At 75.3% G+C, this 15,705-nt stretch carries 15 protein-coding genes; 9 read left to right on the top strand and 6 right to left on the bottom strand.

Annotated features, from left to right (window positions below; genetic code table 11):
* Positions 1 to 73: 73 nt before the first annotated feature.
* The gene (locus tag J5O08_RS18665) at positions 74 to 1,039 is read right to left on the bottom strand and encodes an alpha/beta hydrolase (protein WP_218708407.1); all 966 of its coding nucleotides are present in this window, start codon (positions 1,037 to 1,039) and stop codon (positions 74 to 76) included.
* The gene (gene mgrA / locus J5O08_RS18660) at positions 1,036 to 2,076 is read right to left on the bottom strand and encodes an L-glyceraldehyde 3-phosphate reductase (RefSeq protein ID WP_218708405.1); all 1,041 of its coding nucleotides are present in this window, start codon (positions 2,074 to 2,076) and stop codon (positions 1,036 to 1,038) included. The genes J5O08_RS18665 and mgrA overlap by 4 nt, the downstream gene beginning before the upstream one ends.
* 126 nt (positions 2,077 to 2,202) lie before the next feature.
* Between mgrA and J5O08_RS18655 the strand changes: the two genes are divergently transcribed.
* The 3 genes from J5O08_RS18655 (at position 2,203) to J5O08_RS18645 (ending at position 4,904) form a co-directional block, all read left to right on the top strand.
* Complete coding sequence (locus J5O08_RS18655; RefSeq protein ID WP_218708404.1) at positions 2,203 to 2,667, top strand: tRNA (cytidine(34)-2'-O)-methyltransferase; 465 nt, start codon at positions 2,203 to 2,205, stop codon at positions 2,665 to 2,667.
* A gap of 102 nt (positions 2,668 to 2,769) precedes the next feature.
* Complete coding sequence (locus J5O08_RS18650; RefSeq protein WP_308160870.1) at positions 2,770 to 4,293, top strand: amino acid permease; 1,524 nt, start codon at positions 2,770 to 2,772, stop codon at positions 4,291 to 4,293.
* A gap of 32 nt (positions 4,294 to 4,325) precedes the next feature.
* Entirely contained in the window at positions 4,326 to 4,904 is a 579-nt protein-coding gene (locus tag J5O08_RS18645) for a YdeI family protein (RefSeq protein WP_218708402.1), read from the top strand.
* 93 nt (positions 4,905 to 4,997) lie between these two features.
* On the opposite strand, the gene J5O08_RS18640 is transcribed toward J5O08_RS18645, so the two are convergent.
* Positions 4,998 to 5,837 (bottom strand): LLM class flavin-dependent oxidoreductase, encoded by an 840-nt coding sequence (locus J5O08_RS18640; protein ID WP_218708401.1) that lies wholly within the window; start codon positions 5,835 to 5,837, stop codon positions 4,998 to 5,000.
* Between the two features lie 100 nt (positions 5,838 to 5,937).
* Entirely contained in the window at positions 5,938 to 6,642 is a 705-nt protein-coding gene (locus J5O08_RS18635; RefSeq protein WP_218708400.1) for a helix-turn-helix transcriptional regulator, read from the bottom strand.
* Positions 6,643 to 6,809: 167 nt separating this feature from the next.
* Between J5O08_RS18635 and J5O08_RS18630 the strand changes: the two genes are divergently transcribed.
* The 6 genes from J5O08_RS18630 to J5O08_RS18605 all read left to right on the top strand — a co-directional run bounded on the left by J5O08_RS18630 (position 6,810) and on the right by J5O08_RS18605 (position 13,996).
* A complete protein-coding gene (locus J5O08_RS18630; RefSeq protein ID WP_218708399.1) occupies positions 6,810 to 7,808 on the top strand; it encodes an ATP-binding cassette domain-containing protein in 999 nt (332 codons plus the stop codon).
* The gene (locus J5O08_RS18625; RefSeq protein WP_218708398.1) at positions 7,805 to 8,671 is read left to right on the top strand and encodes an ABC transporter permease; all 867 of its coding nucleotides are present in this window, start codon (positions 7,805 to 7,807) and stop codon (positions 8,669 to 8,671) included. Before J5O08_RS18630 ends, J5O08_RS18625 begins: the two co-directional genes overlap by 4 nt.
* Before the next feature lie 134 nt (positions 8,672 to 8,805).
* A complete protein-coding gene (locus J5O08_RS18620; protein ID WP_218708409.1) occupies positions 8,806 to 10,641 on the top strand; it encodes a gamma-glutamyltransferase family protein in 1,836 nt (611 codons plus the stop codon).
* A gap of 323 nt (positions 10,642 to 10,964) precedes the next feature.
* On the top strand, positions 10,965 to 11,492 hold the full coding sequence (locus tag J5O08_RS18615) for a MarR family winged helix-turn-helix transcriptional regulator (RefSeq protein WP_218708397.1): 528 nt from the start codon (positions 10,965 to 10,967) through the stop codon (positions 11,490 to 11,492).
* Between the two features lie 131 nt (positions 11,493 to 11,623).
* Entirely contained in the window at positions 11,624 to 13,315 is a 1,692-nt protein-coding gene (locus J5O08_RS18610; protein ID WP_255590195.1) for an MFS transporter, read from the top strand.
* Positions 13,316 to 13,528: 213 nt separating this feature from the next.
* Positions 13,529 to 13,996 carry a MarR family transcriptional regulator gene (locus J5O08_RS18605; protein ID WP_308281719.1) on the top strand — a complete coding sequence of 156 codons (468 nt, stop codon included), beginning with the start codon at positions 13,529 to 13,531 and terminating at the stop codon, positions 13,994 to 13,996.
* 30 nt (positions 13,997 to 14,026) lie between these two features.
* Here J5O08_RS18605 and J5O08_RS18600 read toward each other — a convergent pair whose 3' ends face one another.
* Positions 14,027 to 14,923 carry an NERD domain-containing protein gene (locus J5O08_RS18600; RefSeq protein ID WP_218708395.1) on the bottom strand — a complete coding sequence of 299 codons (897 nt, stop codon included), beginning with the start codon at positions 14,921 to 14,923 and terminating at the stop codon, positions 14,027 to 14,029.
* A 70-nt stretch (positions 14,924 to 14,993) separates the two neighbouring features.
* Positions 14,994 to 15,401, bottom strand: coding sequence for a peptide-methionine (R)-S-oxide reductase MsrB (msrB, locus tag J5O08_RS18595; protein WP_217614408.1), 408 nt, complete (start codon positions 15,399 to 15,401; stop codon positions 14,994 to 14,996).
* Positions 15,402 to 15,705: the final 304 nt, after the last annotated feature.

Genomic DNA, 15,705 nt, shown 5'->3' with positions numbered 1-15,705 from the left:
GGGCGGCGCGGCCCGTCGTGGGGCGGCGCGGGCGGCCCAGCGCCCGACGCGACGGCCGCGGCCCTCGCGCGGGTCAGCGGGCGGCGTCGGCGCGGGCCACCGCGGCGTCCAGGGCCGCCAGGTACCGATCCGGGGCCTCGCGGCGGATGTTGTGCCCCGCGTCCGGGAACGCGACGTGGGTCAGCCGGTCGCCGAGCAACTCCGCCGCCCGCGCCGCCTGACGGTCCGTCACGACCCCGAGCCCCGGATCCGCGGTGAGCAGCGTGACCGGCACCCGGACGTCCGCGAGCGCCTCGACCCAGTCCCGGCCGAGCCAGTCGTGCGGCACCTCGGCGAGCCGCGGGTCGACCTGCGCCTTCGCCTCCGCCCAGCCGAGGACCTCCGCCTCGGACCACCGCGGGTTGTCGAGGCGACCGCGCGCGGCGATCTGCTCGACCGTGCGGCCCTGGACGGCGGCGATCGCCGGGGCGAGCCAGTCCGGGACGCCGCCCGGGGTCCGCTCGCCGCCGCCGCCCGCGCCGCCCGGCACGGTGCGTGCCGCGCCGTCGTCGCGCACCGCGTCCCACGCGCCCGGCCCGGCCGCGCCACCCGCCGCACCGCCGTCGCGCACCGCGTCGCGCGCCCCACCCGGCCCGGCGACGTCGCCCGCGGCGACGGCGACGCCGACCACCGACCCGTCCGCTCCGGGCGCGTCCACGCCCTCCGACTTCGCGGTCCGCCACGCCGGGTCCTCGAGCACCAGGCCCGCGACCAGCTCGGGGGCGGTCAACGCCAGCTCCTCCGCCGTCACCCCGCCCATCGAGTGCCCGACGACGAGCGCGGGCCCGAGGTCGAGAGCCCGCAGCGCCTCGGCGGCGTCGGCCGCGAGCGCCGCGACGGTGAACGGCTCGTCCGGCAGCGGCGTGCCGCCGTGGCCGCGGGCGTCCAGCGCGACGACCGCCCGACCGTCGCCCGCGTACCGCGGCAGGACGGTCGGCCAGCACGTCGACGCGTCGGTGAGCCCGTGCAGCAGCACGACCGGCACCGGTCGTGCGCTCACCGGCGGGCGGTCCCGTCGACGGCGTGCGGCTCGATCGCCGCGATCTCCTCGGCCGTCAGCGGCTCGGCCCGGAGGGCGGCGACGTTGTCCTCGAGCTGGGCCACCGACGACGCCCCGATGAGCGCCGACGTGACCCGCTGGTCGCGCAGCACCCAGGACAGCGCGAGCTGCGCGAGCGACTGCCCCCGCGCCTCGGCGATCGCGTTCAGCGCCCGCGCCCGCTCCAGGTAGGTGTCGCCGATCTGCTCGGGCGACAGGAACCGGCTGGTCGCGGCCCGCGAGTCCGCCGGCACCTCGCCCGACAGGTACCGGCCGGTGAGCAGCCCCTGCGCGAGCGGGGAGAACACGATCATCCCGATGCCGAGGTCGCCCACCGCGTCGAGCAGCGACTCCCTCTCTCCCTCGGCGACCTGCTCCACGTGCCGGTTGAACATCGAGTACGACGGCTGGTGGATGAGCAGCGGGGTGCCCAGGTCGGCGAGGATCCGCGCGGCCTCGCGGGTGGCCGACGGCGAGTAGTTCGAGATGCCCGCGTACAGCGCCTTGCCGCTGGTCACCGCGGTGTGCAGCGCGCCCATCGTCTCCTCGAGCGGGACGGACGGGTCCGGCCGGTGCGAGTAGAAGACGTCGACGTAGTCCAGGCCGAGCCGGCGCAGCGACTGGTCGAGCGAGGACAGCAGGTACTTGCGCGAGCCGCCGTCGCCGTACGGGCCGGGCCACATGTCGTAGCCGGCCTTGGAGGAGATGACGAGCTCGTCGCGGTACGGGCCGAGGTCCTGCACGAGGTGCCGGCCGAAGTTCTCCTCCGCGGAGCCGTACGGCGGGCCGTAGTTGTTCGCGAGGTCGAAGTGCGTGATGCCGAGGTCGAACGCCCGGCGGAGGACCGCGCGCTGCGTCTCCAGCGGGTTCACGTCGCCGAAGTTGTGCCACAGCCCCAGCGACAGGGCGGGCAGGTCGAGCCCGCTGCGTCCGGTGCGGCGGTAGGGCATCGCGTCGTACCGGTCGTCGGCGGCACGGTAGACAGGGATCGTCGGCATCGTCGTCCTCTCGGGGGTGCGGGGCCCTCGCCCCACCGCCCCCACGCTAGCCCCCGCCACCCACGTCCACGCAGGTCGGGGCCCCGGGCGTCGGACCCCCGCCCCACCGGTGAGAGGATCACCGGCGTGCTGCACGTCGTGTTCTTCGAGCCCCGCATCCCCGGCAACACCGGCAACGCCATCCGGCTGGCCGCCGCCACCGGGGCGACGCTGCACCTGGTGGAACCGCTCGGCTTCGTGATGGACGAGCCGCGCCTGAAGCGGGCCGGCCTGGACTACCACGACCTCGCGCACGTCGTCGTGCACCCCGACCTGGACGCCTGCATGACGGCGCTCGCCCCCGCGCGGGTGTTCGCGTTCACCACGCACACCGAGCGCCGGTACACCGACGTCGAGTACCGGGACGGGGACGTGCTCATGTTCGGCCCCGAGCCGACCGGCCTGCCGCCCGAGGCGCTGGAGCACCCGGCCGTGACGGGCCTGCTGCGCATCCCGATGCAGCCCGGCCGCCGGTCCCTCAACCTCACGAACGCCGCATCCACGGCTGTCTACGAGGCCTGGCGGCAACTAGGCTTCCCGGGCGGGATCTGACGGGTCGACTGATCCGGTCTCACCCACCGGACCCCGCCGTGCGAGGAGGCACAGGCTTCGGCATGCTCGCGCGTCGTCGTGCCGTCGTCCGAGGGAGTCCCCGTGGCCATCAGCAACCGCAGCGTGCTGCGCCGGAAGTCCGTGGAGGACTCGCTGGCGTCGGTCGAGGACCCGGACCGGTCCCTCAAGCGCTCGCTCACGGCCTGGGACCTCGCGGTCCTGGGCGTCGCCGTCGCCGTCGGCGCGGGCATCTTCTCGGTCGGCGCGACCGCCGCCGCGAACTACGCCGGCCCGGGCGTGATCATCTCGTTCCTCATCGCCTCGGTCGTCTGCGCGCTGGCGATCATGTGCTACGCCGAGTTCGCGTCGACGCTGCCCGTCGCCGGGTCGGCGTACACGTTCTCGTACGCCACCGCGGGCGAGCTCGTCGCCTGGATCATCGGCTGGGACCTCATCCTCGAGATGCTGCTCGCCGCGGCGGTGATCGCGAAGTTCTGGGGCGTGTACCTGTCGGACGCGTTCGGCCTGTTCGGCATCGACGTGCCGACGACGCTGGAGCTCGGGCCCGTCGACCTCGACTGGGGACCGGTGCTGGTCGTCGCGGTGTTCACGGCGCTGCTCGCCGTCGGCACCAAGCTCAGCACCCGCGTGAACAGCATCTTCACGATCATCAAGGTCGCGATCACGCTGTTCGTCATCGTCGCCGGGTTCTTCTACGTGCGCGCCGAGAACTACTCGCCGTTCATCCCGCCGTCGCAGCCCGCGGAGTCCGCGTCCGGCCTGGAGCAGCCGCTGTTCGGCTTCCTGTCCGGCTTCGACCCGTCGCAGTACGGCGTCATGGGCATCCTGTCCGGCGCCGCCCTGGTGTTCTTCGCGTTCATCGGCTTCGACGTCGTGGCGACCACGGCCGAGGAGACCAAGAACCCGCAGCGCGCGGTGCCCCGCGGCGTCCTGGGCGGTCTGGCGATCGTCACGGTGCTCTACATCCTGGTCACCGTCGTCGTCACCGGCATGGTGTCGTACACCGAGCTCGCCGCGTCCGACTCGCCCTCGCTGACCACCGCGTTCGTCCTGGTCGGCGCCGACTGGGCGGGCAAGGTGATCTCGATCGGCATCCTCATCGGGTTGACGTCCGTGATCATGGTGCTGCTGCTCGGCCTCACCCGGATCGTGTTCGCGATGAGCCGCGACGGCCTGCTCCCCCGCGGCATCTCCCGCACCTCGCACAAGTACAAGACCCCGATCCGGCTGCAGGTCGGCGTCGGCATCATCGTCGCCCTCATCGCCGGCCTCTCCGAGGTCGAGCGACTCGAGGAGATGATCAACATCGGCACCCTGTCGGCGTTCGTGCTGGTGAGCTTCGGCATCCCGATCCTGCGCCGCACCCGCCCCGACCTGAAGCGCGGGTTCCGGGTGCCGTGGTCGCCTGTGCTGCCGATCCTCGCCGGCGTGGCCTGCCTGTGGCTGATGACCAACCTGACGGTGCTCACCTGGGTCCGGTTCGCGGCGTGGCTGGCCGTCGGCCTCGCGATCTACGCCGTGTACTCGTACCGGCACTCGCGGGTCGGCAAGGGCGAGGCGCCCGACCCTGCGGACGACCTGCCCGCGCCCGCCGGCGGGCACTGACCCCGGCACGCGCGGACGCAGGGACCGGGACGATGGCGTCGCTCGCCGACCGGCCGCGGTTCCACGCCGAGTCCGTCGAGGACTGGCGGGCGTGGCTCGCGGAGCACCACGCCACGTCGGACGGCGTGTGGCTGGTGCGCTGGAAGCCCGGCTCCGGGCGGCCGACGTTCGGCTACGAGGAGATGGTCGCCGAGGCGCTGGCGGTCGGCTGGATCGACGGCCAGGCGTGGGCGCCGGACCCGGACAGCACCCGGCAGTGGTTCGCGCCCCGGCGGCGCGGGAGCGGCTGGTCCCGGCTGAGCAAGGAGCGGGTGGCGCGGCTGGAGGCGGCCGGGCGGATGGGGCCGGCCGGCGCCGCCGTGGTCGCCGCCGCGCGCGCCGACGGCTCGTGGACGCTGCTCGACGACGTCGAGGACCTGGTGGTGCCGCCGGACCTCGCGGCGGCTCTGGACGCCCTGCCGGGGGCGCGGGCGCACTGGGACGGGTTCGCTCCGAGCGCCCGCAAGGTCGTGCTGCGGTGGTTGGTCGACGCCCGCCGCCCCGAGACGCGGGCGGCACGGGTGGCCGAGACGGCGGCCCGGGCGGCGGAGGGAGTGCCGGCGCGGCGGTGACGCGTCCTCGGGCTCGCGCGGGGCCGCGGTGGGATGCGTCCGCGCGGTCCGGCGTCGACGGACCCTGAGGTCGCGCCGCCGCCCGGCGCCGGGTCACCCGCGCGGGACGCCCTGGCGCACGCGCTTCGCGAGCGCCTCGTACGTCGAGCCGGGTCCCTCCCAGCGCGACTCGACGAACCACGTCGCGCCCGCCTCGGCGAGCGCCGCGGCCCGGTCCTGCGCCTCGGCCGGGTCCTCGGGCAGGACGCCCTGGAGGACGATCTCGTAGGGGCCGGCGTCGGGGGCACGGTGCCCGCGCACCCACGCGGCGATCTCCGCGACCTCCGCCGGGCCGAGCTCGTCCATCGCGCGGTCGCCGCGCAGCTGCGGGACCAGGCCGTCGTACCGCACCGCCCGCCCCATGGACCGCTCGCTGGGGTAGGCGCCGACCACCCAGATCGGCACGCGGGGGCGCTGCACCGGCCGCGGCAGGAACCGCAGGTCGGAGACGCGGTGGTGCGTGCCCCGGTAGGAGAACGTCTCCCCGCCGAACGCCAGGTCGAGGATCGCGAGGTGGTCGTCGAGGAGCTCGGCACGTTCGCGCGTGCTCGTGAGCTCGCCCTCGACGCCCGCGAACGCGCGGTCGACCGGCACGCCCAGCCCCGCGGGGATCACGAGGCGGCCGCCCGAGAGGTGGTCGACGGTCAGCGCCTGCCGCGCGACGACCCACGGCCGGCGCCGCGGCAGCGCGAACACCAGCGCGCCCAGCGTGATCCGCTCCGTGCGGACGGCGGCGGCCGCGAGCACCGCCCACGGGTCCCACACGTCGCCGTCGACCCCGATGTCGACCGCGTCCCAGGTGAAGTACCCGTCCCAGCCCGCGTCCTCCGCCTCGGCCGCCAGCCCGACCAGCTGGTCGACCGTGCCGAACGTCCCGACGATGCCGAACTTCATCGCGTCCCCCTCGCCGCCGTGCTCGACCGTGGTGCTGCGTCCGCCACGCTACCGACGACCTCCGACACGGCCGCCCGCCGGCCCCGGCGCCACCGCGTGGTCAGGCGGGGCCGGCCGCGGGCGCGGCGCCCGGCCCGGCGTCGGCACCCGGCCCGGCGTCGCCCCCCGGCCCGGCGTCGGCGCCCGCGGCGAGGTCCCGCACGACCCGCTCCCGCAGCTCGGTGACGATCCGCTCCTCGGCGTCGTAGTACGCCAGCCCCCAGTCGGCGACCATCGCCGGGTACCGCACCTCCGCCCGGTCACCGAGCATGGCCCGGACCCCGGACAGGTCCCGCCGCCGCTCGGCGAGCGCCGCGACGTAGTCGTCGAGCATGTCCCGCACCGTCGCCGGGTCGACCAGGTGCCCCATGAGCAGCCGCAGGGCGACCGGGTGCTTGAGCACGGGGAAGTCCGCCGGAGTCTCCGCGAGCCACGACCGCAGCGTCCGGTCGCCGGCGTCCGTGATCGCGTACCGGGTGGTGCGGCGCCCCGGCGGTCCCGCGGGGTCGGGCACCGCACGCACGAGACCGGCCGCCTCCAGCCGCGCCACCTCGGAGTACACCTGGCTCATCGCCGGGGCGACCCAGTAGTAGCGCAGGGTCCGGTCGGCGCGCTGCTTGAGCTCGTACGCGGTGACGGTCGTGTCGGTCCGGCCGGCGAACATCAGCAGGCCGAGCAGCGCGAAGCCGGTCGGGGTCGGCGCGGGCGTCGTGCCCGCGTCCCCCGCGTCGCCGGATCCGTCCGGGGAAACCGTTGCCTCCACCACGCCTGCCAACCTACGCTGGTCGCGTTGTTCCTACTAGGAATAGAAGGCACCCGTCGTCGGGTCCTCGTCCTCGTGCCGCCGCCGGCCGAGCAGCCGCACCGCCGCACCGCACCCCGCCCCGACCCGCGCGCCGTGCGCCGGCGGGTCCCCGACGGAAGGCACCGCCCATGACGACCGCGATCGAGACCGCGGGCCTGGTCAAGCTGTTCAAGGACACCCGCGCCGTCGACGGCATCGACCTGCAGGTCGCCGCCGGCGGCGTGCACGGCTTCCTCGGCCCGAACGGCGCCGGGAAGACCACCACCATCCGGATGCTCGCCACCCTGCTCCGCCCCGACGCCGGCAGCGCCCGGGTGCTCGGCCGCGACGTGGTGCGCGACGCCGACGAGGTGCGCAGCCGTGTCGCGCTCACCGGGCAGTTCGCGTCGGTCGACGAGGACCTGACCGGCCGGGAGAACCTCGTGCTGGTGTCCCGCCTGTACGGCTTCTCCCGCACCGCCGCCCGCGCCCGGGCGGACGAGCTGCTCGACGCCTTCGGGCTCGCGGACGCTGCCGACCGGCAGGTGAAGAAGTTCTCCGGCGGCATGCGGCGGCGGATCGACATCGCCGCGAGCATCGTGGTGACCCCCGAGCTGATCTTCCTCGACGAGCCGACGACCGGGTTGGACCCGCGCAGCCGGAACCAGGTGTGGGACATCGTCCGGGCGATGGTCGCGTCGGGGACGACGGTGCTGCTGACGACGCAGTACCTGGACGAGGCCGACCAGCTCGCCGACCGCATCTCGGTGATCGACGCCGGGAAGGTGATCGCCGAGGGCACGCCGGGCCAGCTCAAGGCCTCCGTGGGCGCGAGCGCGCTGCACGTCCGGCTGCTCAACCCCGACGACCGGCCCCGCGCCCGGGCGGTGCTGGAGCGGGCCCTCGGCACGGCCGTCACGGAGGACGCCGACCCCGCGGCGCTGACCGCGAGCGTCGACTCCTCGGCGCCGGCCATGCGCGGCATCGCGGCCCTCGAGGCCACGGACGTGCCGGTGGCGCAGTTCTCGCTCGGCCAGCCGTCGCTGGACGAGGTGTTCCTGGCCCTGACCGGCCACCCGGCCGAGTCCGCGGGCACCGACGACGAGGCGGCCGCCGAGCGTGACGCCGCCGCGAGGGGGGCGGCATGAGCGTCGACGACACCCGGACCACCACGGCCGGGACGACCACGGGCACCGCGACCGACGAGGTCGCCACCGCGGCCGTCCGCGGCGTCCTCGCCTCCGGCACGCGACCCGACCGGCCGTCCGGCCTCACGACCTCGCTGACGTTCGGCTGGCGCGCGCTGCTCAAGATCAAGCACGTCCCCGAGCAGCTGTTCGACGTCACCGTGTTCCCGGTGATGATCACGCTGCTGTTCACGTACCTGTTCGGCGGCGCGATCGCGGGCAGCGTGGACGACTACATCCAGTTCCTGCTGCCCGGGATCCTGGTCCAGGGCGTCATCATGATCACGATGTACACGGGCGTCACGCTCAACACCGACATCCAGAAGGGTGTGTTCGACCGGTTCCGGTCGCTGCCGATCTGGCGGCCGTCGGCCCTCGTCGGGATGCTGCTCGGCGACGCGGTACGGTTCACGATCGCCTCGGTCGTGATCGTGGCGCTCGGCCTGCTGATCGGGTTCCGCCCGGAGGGCGGCGCGCTCGGCGTGCTGGCGGGGGTCGCGCTGCTCCTGCTGTTCGCGTTCGCCTTCGGCTGGATCTGGACGTTCCTCGCCCTGGTGCTGCGGACGCCGAACGCGGTCATGGGCGTGTCGATGATGGTGATCACCCCGCTCACGTTCGGGTCGAACATCTTCGTCGACCCGTCGACGATGCCGGGCTGGCTGCAGGCCTTCGTGGAGGTGAACCCGGTCTCGGACCTGGTGACCGGGGTGCGCGGGCTGATGAACGGCACGCCCGTCGGGGACCACGTGGTCGTCACGCTGGTGTGGGCCCTCGCGCTCGTCGCGGTGTTCGGGCCGCTCACCATGCGGCGGTACGCCCGCTGAGAGCCGGCGCGGGCGGGTGGGGCCCGGCGGCGCGTCGACGGGGGGTCGACGTACCGTGACGGTGCCCCGCCCGCCCGCGCCACCTGGAGCCGCCCGTGTTCACCACTCGTCCCGAGCTCGTCGGCACGCACGGCATGGTCGCCTCGACGCACTGGCTCGCCAGCGCCGTCGGGCAGTCCGTCCTCGAGCGGGGCGGCAACGCGTTCGACGCGGCCGCGGCGGCCGGGTTCACGCTGCAGGTGGTCGAGCCGCACCTGAACGGCCCCGGCGGCGACGCCCCGATCATCGGGCACCGGGCCGCGGACGGGCACACGTTCGTCGTCTGCGGCCAGGGCACCGCCCCCGCGGCGGCGACGATCGAGGCGTACACCGACCAGGGGCTCGAGGTCGTCCCGGGCACCGGCCACCTCGCGGCGGTCGTCCCGGGTGCGTTCGGCGCGTGGCTCGACCTGCTCGCGCGGTACGGCACCCTGCCGCTCGCCGACGTCCTCTCCCCCGCGATCGGCTACGCCCGCGACGGCTACCCCCTCGTGCCCGCGGCGGTGCGCACGATCCGGACCGTCGAGCGGCTGTTCGCCGAGCACTGGCCGACGTCCGCCGAGGTGTACCTCCCGGGCGGCGACGTCCCCGGGGCCGGCGCCCGGTTCCGGAACCCCGCGCTGGCGGACACCTACGAGCGGGTGCTCGCCGAGGCGCGGGCCGCGGGCGCGGACCGGCTCGCGCAGATCGAGGCGGCGCGGCGGGCGTTCTACGAGGGGTTCGTCGCGGAGGCGGTGGCGGCGTTCGTGCGGGAGCCGGTGCTCGACTCGTCCGGCTCGGCGCACGCAGGGCTCCTGACGGCCGACGACCTCGCGGCCTGGCGGGCCACCGAGGAGCCGACCGTCGCGGTCGACTTCGCGGGCGTGCAGGTGCACAAGACCGCGGCCTGGGGCCAGGGGCCGGTCCTGCTGCAGCAGCTGCGGATGCTGGAGGAGCTCGGCGTCGCCGACGCGGACCTCGGGTCGGCGGAGCTGGTGCACACCGCGCTCGAGGTGACCGACCTGGCGTTCGCGGACCGGGAGGCCTGGTACGGCGACCCCGCGGACGGGGACGTGCCGATCGAGGCGCTGCTGTCCCGGTCGTACGCGGCGGAGCGGGCGCGGCTGGTCGGGCCGACGGCGTCGGACGGGGTGCGGCCGGGGTCGCCGGACGGCCGTGCGCCGCGGCTGGCCGCGTTGTTCGGGGCGCCGTCCACCGGCACGGACGGCTCGCCGGTGTGGCCCGGGCGGTACGAGGACGCCGCGGGCGGGCCGGCGCTGGGGACGGGCGAGCCGACGCGGGGTCCTGGGCCGGCGGGCGCGGCGGCGGTCGACGGGCCCGCGCTCGACGTCCGCCCGTCCGGGGAGACCCGTGGCGACACCTGCCACGTCGACGTCGTCGACCGCTGGGGGAACATGGTGTCGGCCACCCCGTCGGGCGGCTGGCTGCAGAGCTCGCCCGTCGTCCCCGGCCTCGGGTTCGGCCTGCCGACCCGCGCGCAGATGTTCTGGCTCGAGCCCGGGCTGCCGTCGTCGCTCGCACCCGGTCGCCGCCCGCGGACGACGCTGAGCCCGGGCCTGGTGCTCCGCGACGGCGGCGGGTTCGCGTTCGGCACGCCCGGCGGCGACCAGCAGGACCAGTGGACGATCCCGTTCCTGCTGCACCACCTGCTCGGCGGGCTCGACCTGCAGGCCGCGATCGACGCGCCCGGCTGGCACTCCACGCACGTGCCGTCGTCGTTCCACCCGCGCACGAGCACGCGGCGGGGCGTCGAGGCGGAGGCGCGCCTGGGGGCCGATGTGCTGGCCGAGCTGGGCCGGCGCGGGCACGTCGTGCGGGACGCGGGGCCGTGGAGCCTCGGCCGGGTCAGCGCGGCGGGCGTGCGGCCGGACGGGCTGCTGCACGCGGGCGCCAACCCGCGCGGCATGCAGGGCTACGCCGCGGGCCGCTGACCCCGGCCCATCCGCCGTCCCGCCCCGGACGCCTCGCCGCTGCTGCCTGAGTGGAACGTCGTGACGGACACGCCGACGGCGGGGGAGGGCCACCAAAGCCCACAGGGGGGCCCCGGGGGGGCGGGGCCGCCCCCCGGCTGCGGCGTGTGTTCATGGTTCTGCCGGACCCGCCGTCGGCGTGTCCGTCACGACGTTCCACTGTCGGGGCCGCGGGGAGGACGTGCCGGGCGAGGTGATCACCCTCACATCACCCGGGGAACAAGTTGCCCAGCGCAACCGTTGTGATAGTTTGCCTGCTGCAACCAATGAAAGAGGTCCCCGCCGTGCCCAGCACCCCCGCCTACCGCGTGCTCATCGACGCCATCGCGCGTCTGCAGCGCGTGCAGCGCGAGGTCGGCACCGAGCTGGCGCGCGACCTCGATTGCCCCCGCGCCGCCCTCAGCCTGCTCTGGCTGCTGGACAAGGTCGGCGAGCTGGGCATCGGCGACGTGGCGCAGCACCTGCACGTCGACATCTCGGTCGCGAGCCGGCAGGCCAGCCAGCTGGTCGAGTCCGGCTACGCCGAGCGCACCACCCCCGACGCGCCGGGCACCGACCGCCGCGTCCGCACGGTCCGGCTCACCGAGCGCGGCAGGGCGTTCACGGCCGACACCAAGGTCGCGATGGACGCGCGGGCCGCCGAGGCGTTCAGCGCCTGGACGCCCGCCGAGCTGGCCGAGGCGTCCACGGTCCTCGAGCGGATCGCGGACACGATGGCCGAGTTCGGCACGCGCCCCGCCGCCGACCCGGTCCCGACGGGCACCCCGGCCGACGACCCCCGCGCGCCGGCGCTCGCCGCAGCGGCCACCTGACCGACCCCGGTCGGTGCGCAGCCGCGCGCACCGGCCCCCGCAGCACGCGACCGCACCGGCCGCGCCGCACCACCACCACGTCCGCCGACGGCGCCGGGCACCGCATCCCAGGGCGAAAGCAGAGTTCACGCATGAGCAGCACCACCCGGGCCGAGAGCCCGACCGTCGACCGCGGGCCCGCGCCCGCGATGAACCACCGGCAGGTGATGGAGGCCCTCTCCGGCATCCTGCTCGGCATGTTCGTGTCCATCCTGGCCACGAGCGTCGTGTCGAGCTCCCTGCCGAAGATCGTCAGCGACCTCAAGGGGTCGCAGTCGTCCTACACCTGGGTCGTCACCGCGACCCTCCTCACCACCACGATCACCACCCCGATCTGGGGCAAGCTCGCCGACCTGGTGAACCGCAAGCTCCTCATCCAGATCGCGCTGGTCATCTCCGTGCTGTCGTCCGCGGCGGCCGGCTTCTCGCAGACCGTCGGCTTCCTGATCAGCATGCGCGCCCTGCAGGGCATCGGCGCCGGCGGCCTCACCGCCCTCGCCACGGTCCTGATGGCCGACATCCTCAGCCCCCGCGAGCGTGGCCGGTACATGGGCCTCATGGGCGGCATCATGGGCATCGGCATGGTCGGCGGCCCGCTGCTCGGCGGCGTCATCACCGACAGCCTGTCCTGGCACTGGAACTTCTTCGTCGGTCTGCCGTTCGCGGTCGCCGCGATCATCGTGCTGCAGCGCACGCTGCACCTGCCGCAGATGGCCCGCAAGGTCGTGCGGATCGACTACTGGGGCGCCGCGCTCATCTCCGTGGGCATCGCCTCGCTGCTGCTGTGGGTCACCTTCGCCGGCGACAAGTTCGACTGGCTGTCGTGGCAGACGGCCGTCATGGTGATCGGCGCCCTCGTGGTGCTGGCGATCGCCGTCCTGGTCGAGAACAAGGTCGCGGACCCGATCATCCCGATGCACCTGTTCAAGAACCGCACCGTCGTCCTGTCCGTCATCGCGTCGGTCGCGGTCGGCGTGGCGATGTTCGGCACCTCGGTGTTCCTCAGCCAGTACATGCAGGTGGCGCGCGGCAAGACCCCGACGCAGTCCGGCCTGCTGACGATCCCGATGATCCTCGGCCTGTTCCTGTCGTCGACGATCGCCGGGCGGTTCATCACCAAGTACGGCCGCTACAAGGGCTTCATGATCGCGGGCGGCGTGCTGCTGACCGGCGGCCTGGCCCTGATGGGCACCATCCGGTACGACACCAGCTTCGTCCTGGTCGGCCTGTTCATGTTCGTCATGGGCGCCGGCGTCGGCATGCTGATGCAGAACCTGGTCCTCGCGGTGCAGAACATCCTGGACGTCTCCGAGACCGGCTCCGGCACGGCGACCGTGGCGTTCTTCCGGACCCTCGGCGGCGCGATCGGCGTCTCGGCCCTCGGCGCGGTGCTCGGCAACCGGATCACCGGCTACCTCACCGACGGCCTAATGTCCGCGGGCATCGACCCCGCCGCGCTCGGCGGCGGCACCACCTCGGTGCCCGACGTCTCCACGCTGCCGGAGCCGGTCAAGACGATCGTCGAGTCGTCCTACGGCCACGGCATCGCGGACCTGTTCCTCATCGCGGTCCCGCTGGGCGTCATCGCCCTGATCGCGGTGCTGTTCCTCAAGGAGGTGCCGCTCGGCCGCCGGTCCGGCGTCGAGCAGCTGCTCGACCAGGAGCAGACCGGCGAGGCCGTCCTGGCCGAGGCCGGCACCCCCGGCGCCCAGCAGGCGGTCGGCCAGCAGGCCGAGGCCGAGCTGACGGACGCCCAGCAGGGCACCCCGGCCCACCGGGCCTGACCACCGCGGGGCGTCCCGCGACACGACGCGAGGCGCCCGGCCGTCCCACCGACGGCCGGGCGCCGCGCGTCGTCCACAATGGGTCGGTGGACACCCCGACCGACCCCGTCGCGCGCATCGAGTCCGAGCCCGGGGGGGCGGCCCCCCACCCGCCCCCCGGCGCCCCGCGGGCCCCCCCCCGGCGGGGCGCCTCGCGTCGTCCACAATGGGTCGGTGGACACCCCGACCGACCCCGTCGCGCGCATCGAGTCCGAGCTCGGGCTGCTGCTCCGCCGTGCGCGCGCCTCGGCCGAGCGCCTCGCCCGCGAGGTGCACCCCGACCTCGAGCCCTCGGCGTACCCGCTGCTGGTCCGGATCGAGCGCGAGCCCGACGTGCGGGCCAGCGAGCTCGCCGAGCACATCGGCGTCGGCCGCGGCACGATGTCGCGCCAGCTCGGGCGCCTGGAGCAGCTCGGGCTCATCGAGCGCCGGCCCGACCCCGACGACTCGCGCGGGCAGCTCATCCGCGTCACGGCCGAGGGCGCGCGCCGGGTGGACGCGGCGCGGGTCGCGCGGCGGGCCTACCTGTCGGCCGCGCTGGGGACGTGGGCGGCGGAGGACCAGGGGCTGCTGGCGGACCAGCTGCACCGGCTCAACGAGTCGCTGGCGGCCACGCCGCCCCGGGTGCAGCCCGGGTCCTGACGGCGCGCCCGCCCGCGACGGCGCAGGGCGTCAGACCGCGCGGCTGAGCGCCCAGGTGCTCCGGCGCCGGGCGATCGCCGCGACCGCGTCCACCCGCCCCGGCGACCAGCGGGCGGGCATCGCGGCGAACACGTCCGGCACGTCCGCGTCCGGCAGGACCAGCGCGTCGTACGGGGAGGGCGCCAGCACCTCGACGGTGCCGTGCACGACCAGCACGCCCCGCACCGCGACGGGCGAACCCACGGCGGCGCGCAGCAGCGAGCCCGCGCGGGCGGCCGTCAGCCGCACGTCGCGCAGGTCGGCGACGCCGCGGCCGTCCGCGGACAGGTGCCGGGAGTCCAGCACCAGGCGCTCCGGCCCGGACGCGGCGGCGGGCCGCTCCGCGACGGCGAACGCCCCGGGCGGGCCGATCAGCAGGTGGGCGACCACCGAGCCCTGCCGGCCGACGGGGACGTCGTGCAGCACGTGCCACCCGTCCAGCATCAGCCGGTCGAGGCGGTCGCAGAGGCTCTCGCGGACGCCGCGCGGCTCGGCGTCGGGGCGCGGGCTCACGAGGTCGTCGGCGCGGTGCCGGCCGCGGCGCTCGGGGGTGTCCGCGGCGTCGTCGGCCGGGGCCTCCTCGCACGCGTCCCGGCGGGCGCGCCGGCCCCGGGGGCGGGGCTCGGGCTCGGGCTGCGGCTCGTCCTCCGGGAGGACGTCGGCGGTCGGGACGACCAGCTCGGGCACGTCGGCGCGCAGGTAGGCCTGCGCGGCGCCGCGCACGGCCTGCTCCAGGCCCTCGCCCTCGAGTGCGGCAGCGTCGGCCTCCACGGCCACCTGGCCCGTGGCGAGGTCGACGCTGCCGAGGGGCGCGCCGGTCTCGGCCGTGACGTACAGCCGGTCGGCGCCGTAGCGGCGCCACCGGCGGACGATCAGGGCCTGTTCCACCTCCGGGATATCGGCAGCAGACCGCTTTCCCTGAAGCATCGGCGCTCCCCTCCCCCACACGGGGGGCAGCCTACTTCGGGTCGAAGGTCAGACTCACCGAGTTCATGCAGTAGCGGTCACCCGTCGGCGTCTGGGGCGCGTCGTCGAACACGTGCCCGAGGTGCGACCCGCACTTCGCGCAGCGCACCTCCGTGCGCACCATGCCCAGGCTGCGGTCCTCGATCAGCTCGACCTTGTCGCCCGCCAGCGGGGAGAAGAAGCTCGGCCACCCGCAGTGGGAGTCGAACTTGGTCTCGGACCGGAACAGCTCGTTGCCGCAGGCGCGACAGCGGTACACGCCCTCGCGCTCCTCGTCGAGCAGCTTGCCGGTCCACGGGCGCTCGGTCCCGGCCAGGCGCAGCACCTGGAACTCGGCGGGGTCCAGCTCGACCCGCCACTGCGACTCGTCCTTGGTGACCTCGTAGGTCTTGTCCGCCATCGCGGTGCTCCTCTCGCCGGCGCGGACGCCCCGCCCGGTGCGGCCGGGGCTGGTCCGCCGGCAGCAGAACGCGGAAGCGGGGCGCGGTGTTCCACCACGGTGCCCGGACGCGCGACCGCCCGCGACCGGAGGCCGGTCGCGGGCGGAGGTGCGGGGTGTCCCGGCGCGCGGCCTGCGGTTTCCGGCCGGGCCGACGCCCGTCGGCGTGGGCTCGGCCGGAACCCGTAGGTCGCGGCGTCGGCTACTGCTGGGCGCCGCCGCCCGAGCGGCCGCGACCGCCGCGGCGCCGACGGGCGCCGCCCTG

The sequence above is a fragment of the Cellulomonas sp. PS-H5 genome, from assembly GCF_019265565.1.
Lineage (GTDB): Bacteria > Actinomycetota > Actinomycetes > Actinomycetales > Cellulomonadaceae > Cellulomonas.
The sequence above is the reverse complement of the archived record's forward strand: the minus strand, read 5'-3'. Positions and strand labels throughout refer to the sequence as shown.

What these genes read in the sequence shown, in the direction of transcription:
- msrB (WP_217614408.1), bottom strand. Translation starts at nt 15,401, where the DNA reads ATGGCGGACAAGACCTACGAGGTCACCAAGGACGAGTCGCAGTGGCGG.
- J5O08_RS18630 (WP_218708399.1), top strand. Translation starts at nt 6,810, where the DNA reads ATGACGACCGCGATCGAGACCGCGGGCCTGGTCAAGCTGTTCAAGGAC.
- J5O08_RS18610 (WP_255590195.1), top strand. Translation starts at nt 11,624, where the DNA reads ATGAGCAGCACCACCCGGGCCGAGAGCCCGACCGTCGACCGCGGGCCC.
- mgrA (WP_218708405.1), bottom strand. Translation starts at nt 2,076, where the DNA reads ATGCCGACGATCCCTGTCTACCGTGCCGCCGACGACCGGTACGACGCG.
- J5O08_RS18645 (WP_218708402.1), top strand. Translation starts at nt 4,326, where the DNA reads ATGGCGTCGCTCGCCGACCGGCCGCGGTTCCACGCCGAGTCCGTCGAG.
- J5O08_RS18640 (WP_218708401.1), bottom strand. Translation starts at nt 5,837, where the DNA reads ATGAAGTTCGGCATCGTCGGGACGTTCGGCACGGTCGACCAGCTGGTC.
- J5O08_RS18620 (WP_218708409.1), top strand. Translation starts at nt 8,806, where the DNA reads ATGGTCGCCTCGACGCACTGGCTCGCCAGCGCCGTCGGGCAGTCCGTC.
- J5O08_RS18625 (WP_218708398.1), top strand. Translation starts at nt 7,805, where the DNA reads ATGAGCGTCGACGACACCCGGACCACCACGGCCGGGACGACCACGGGC.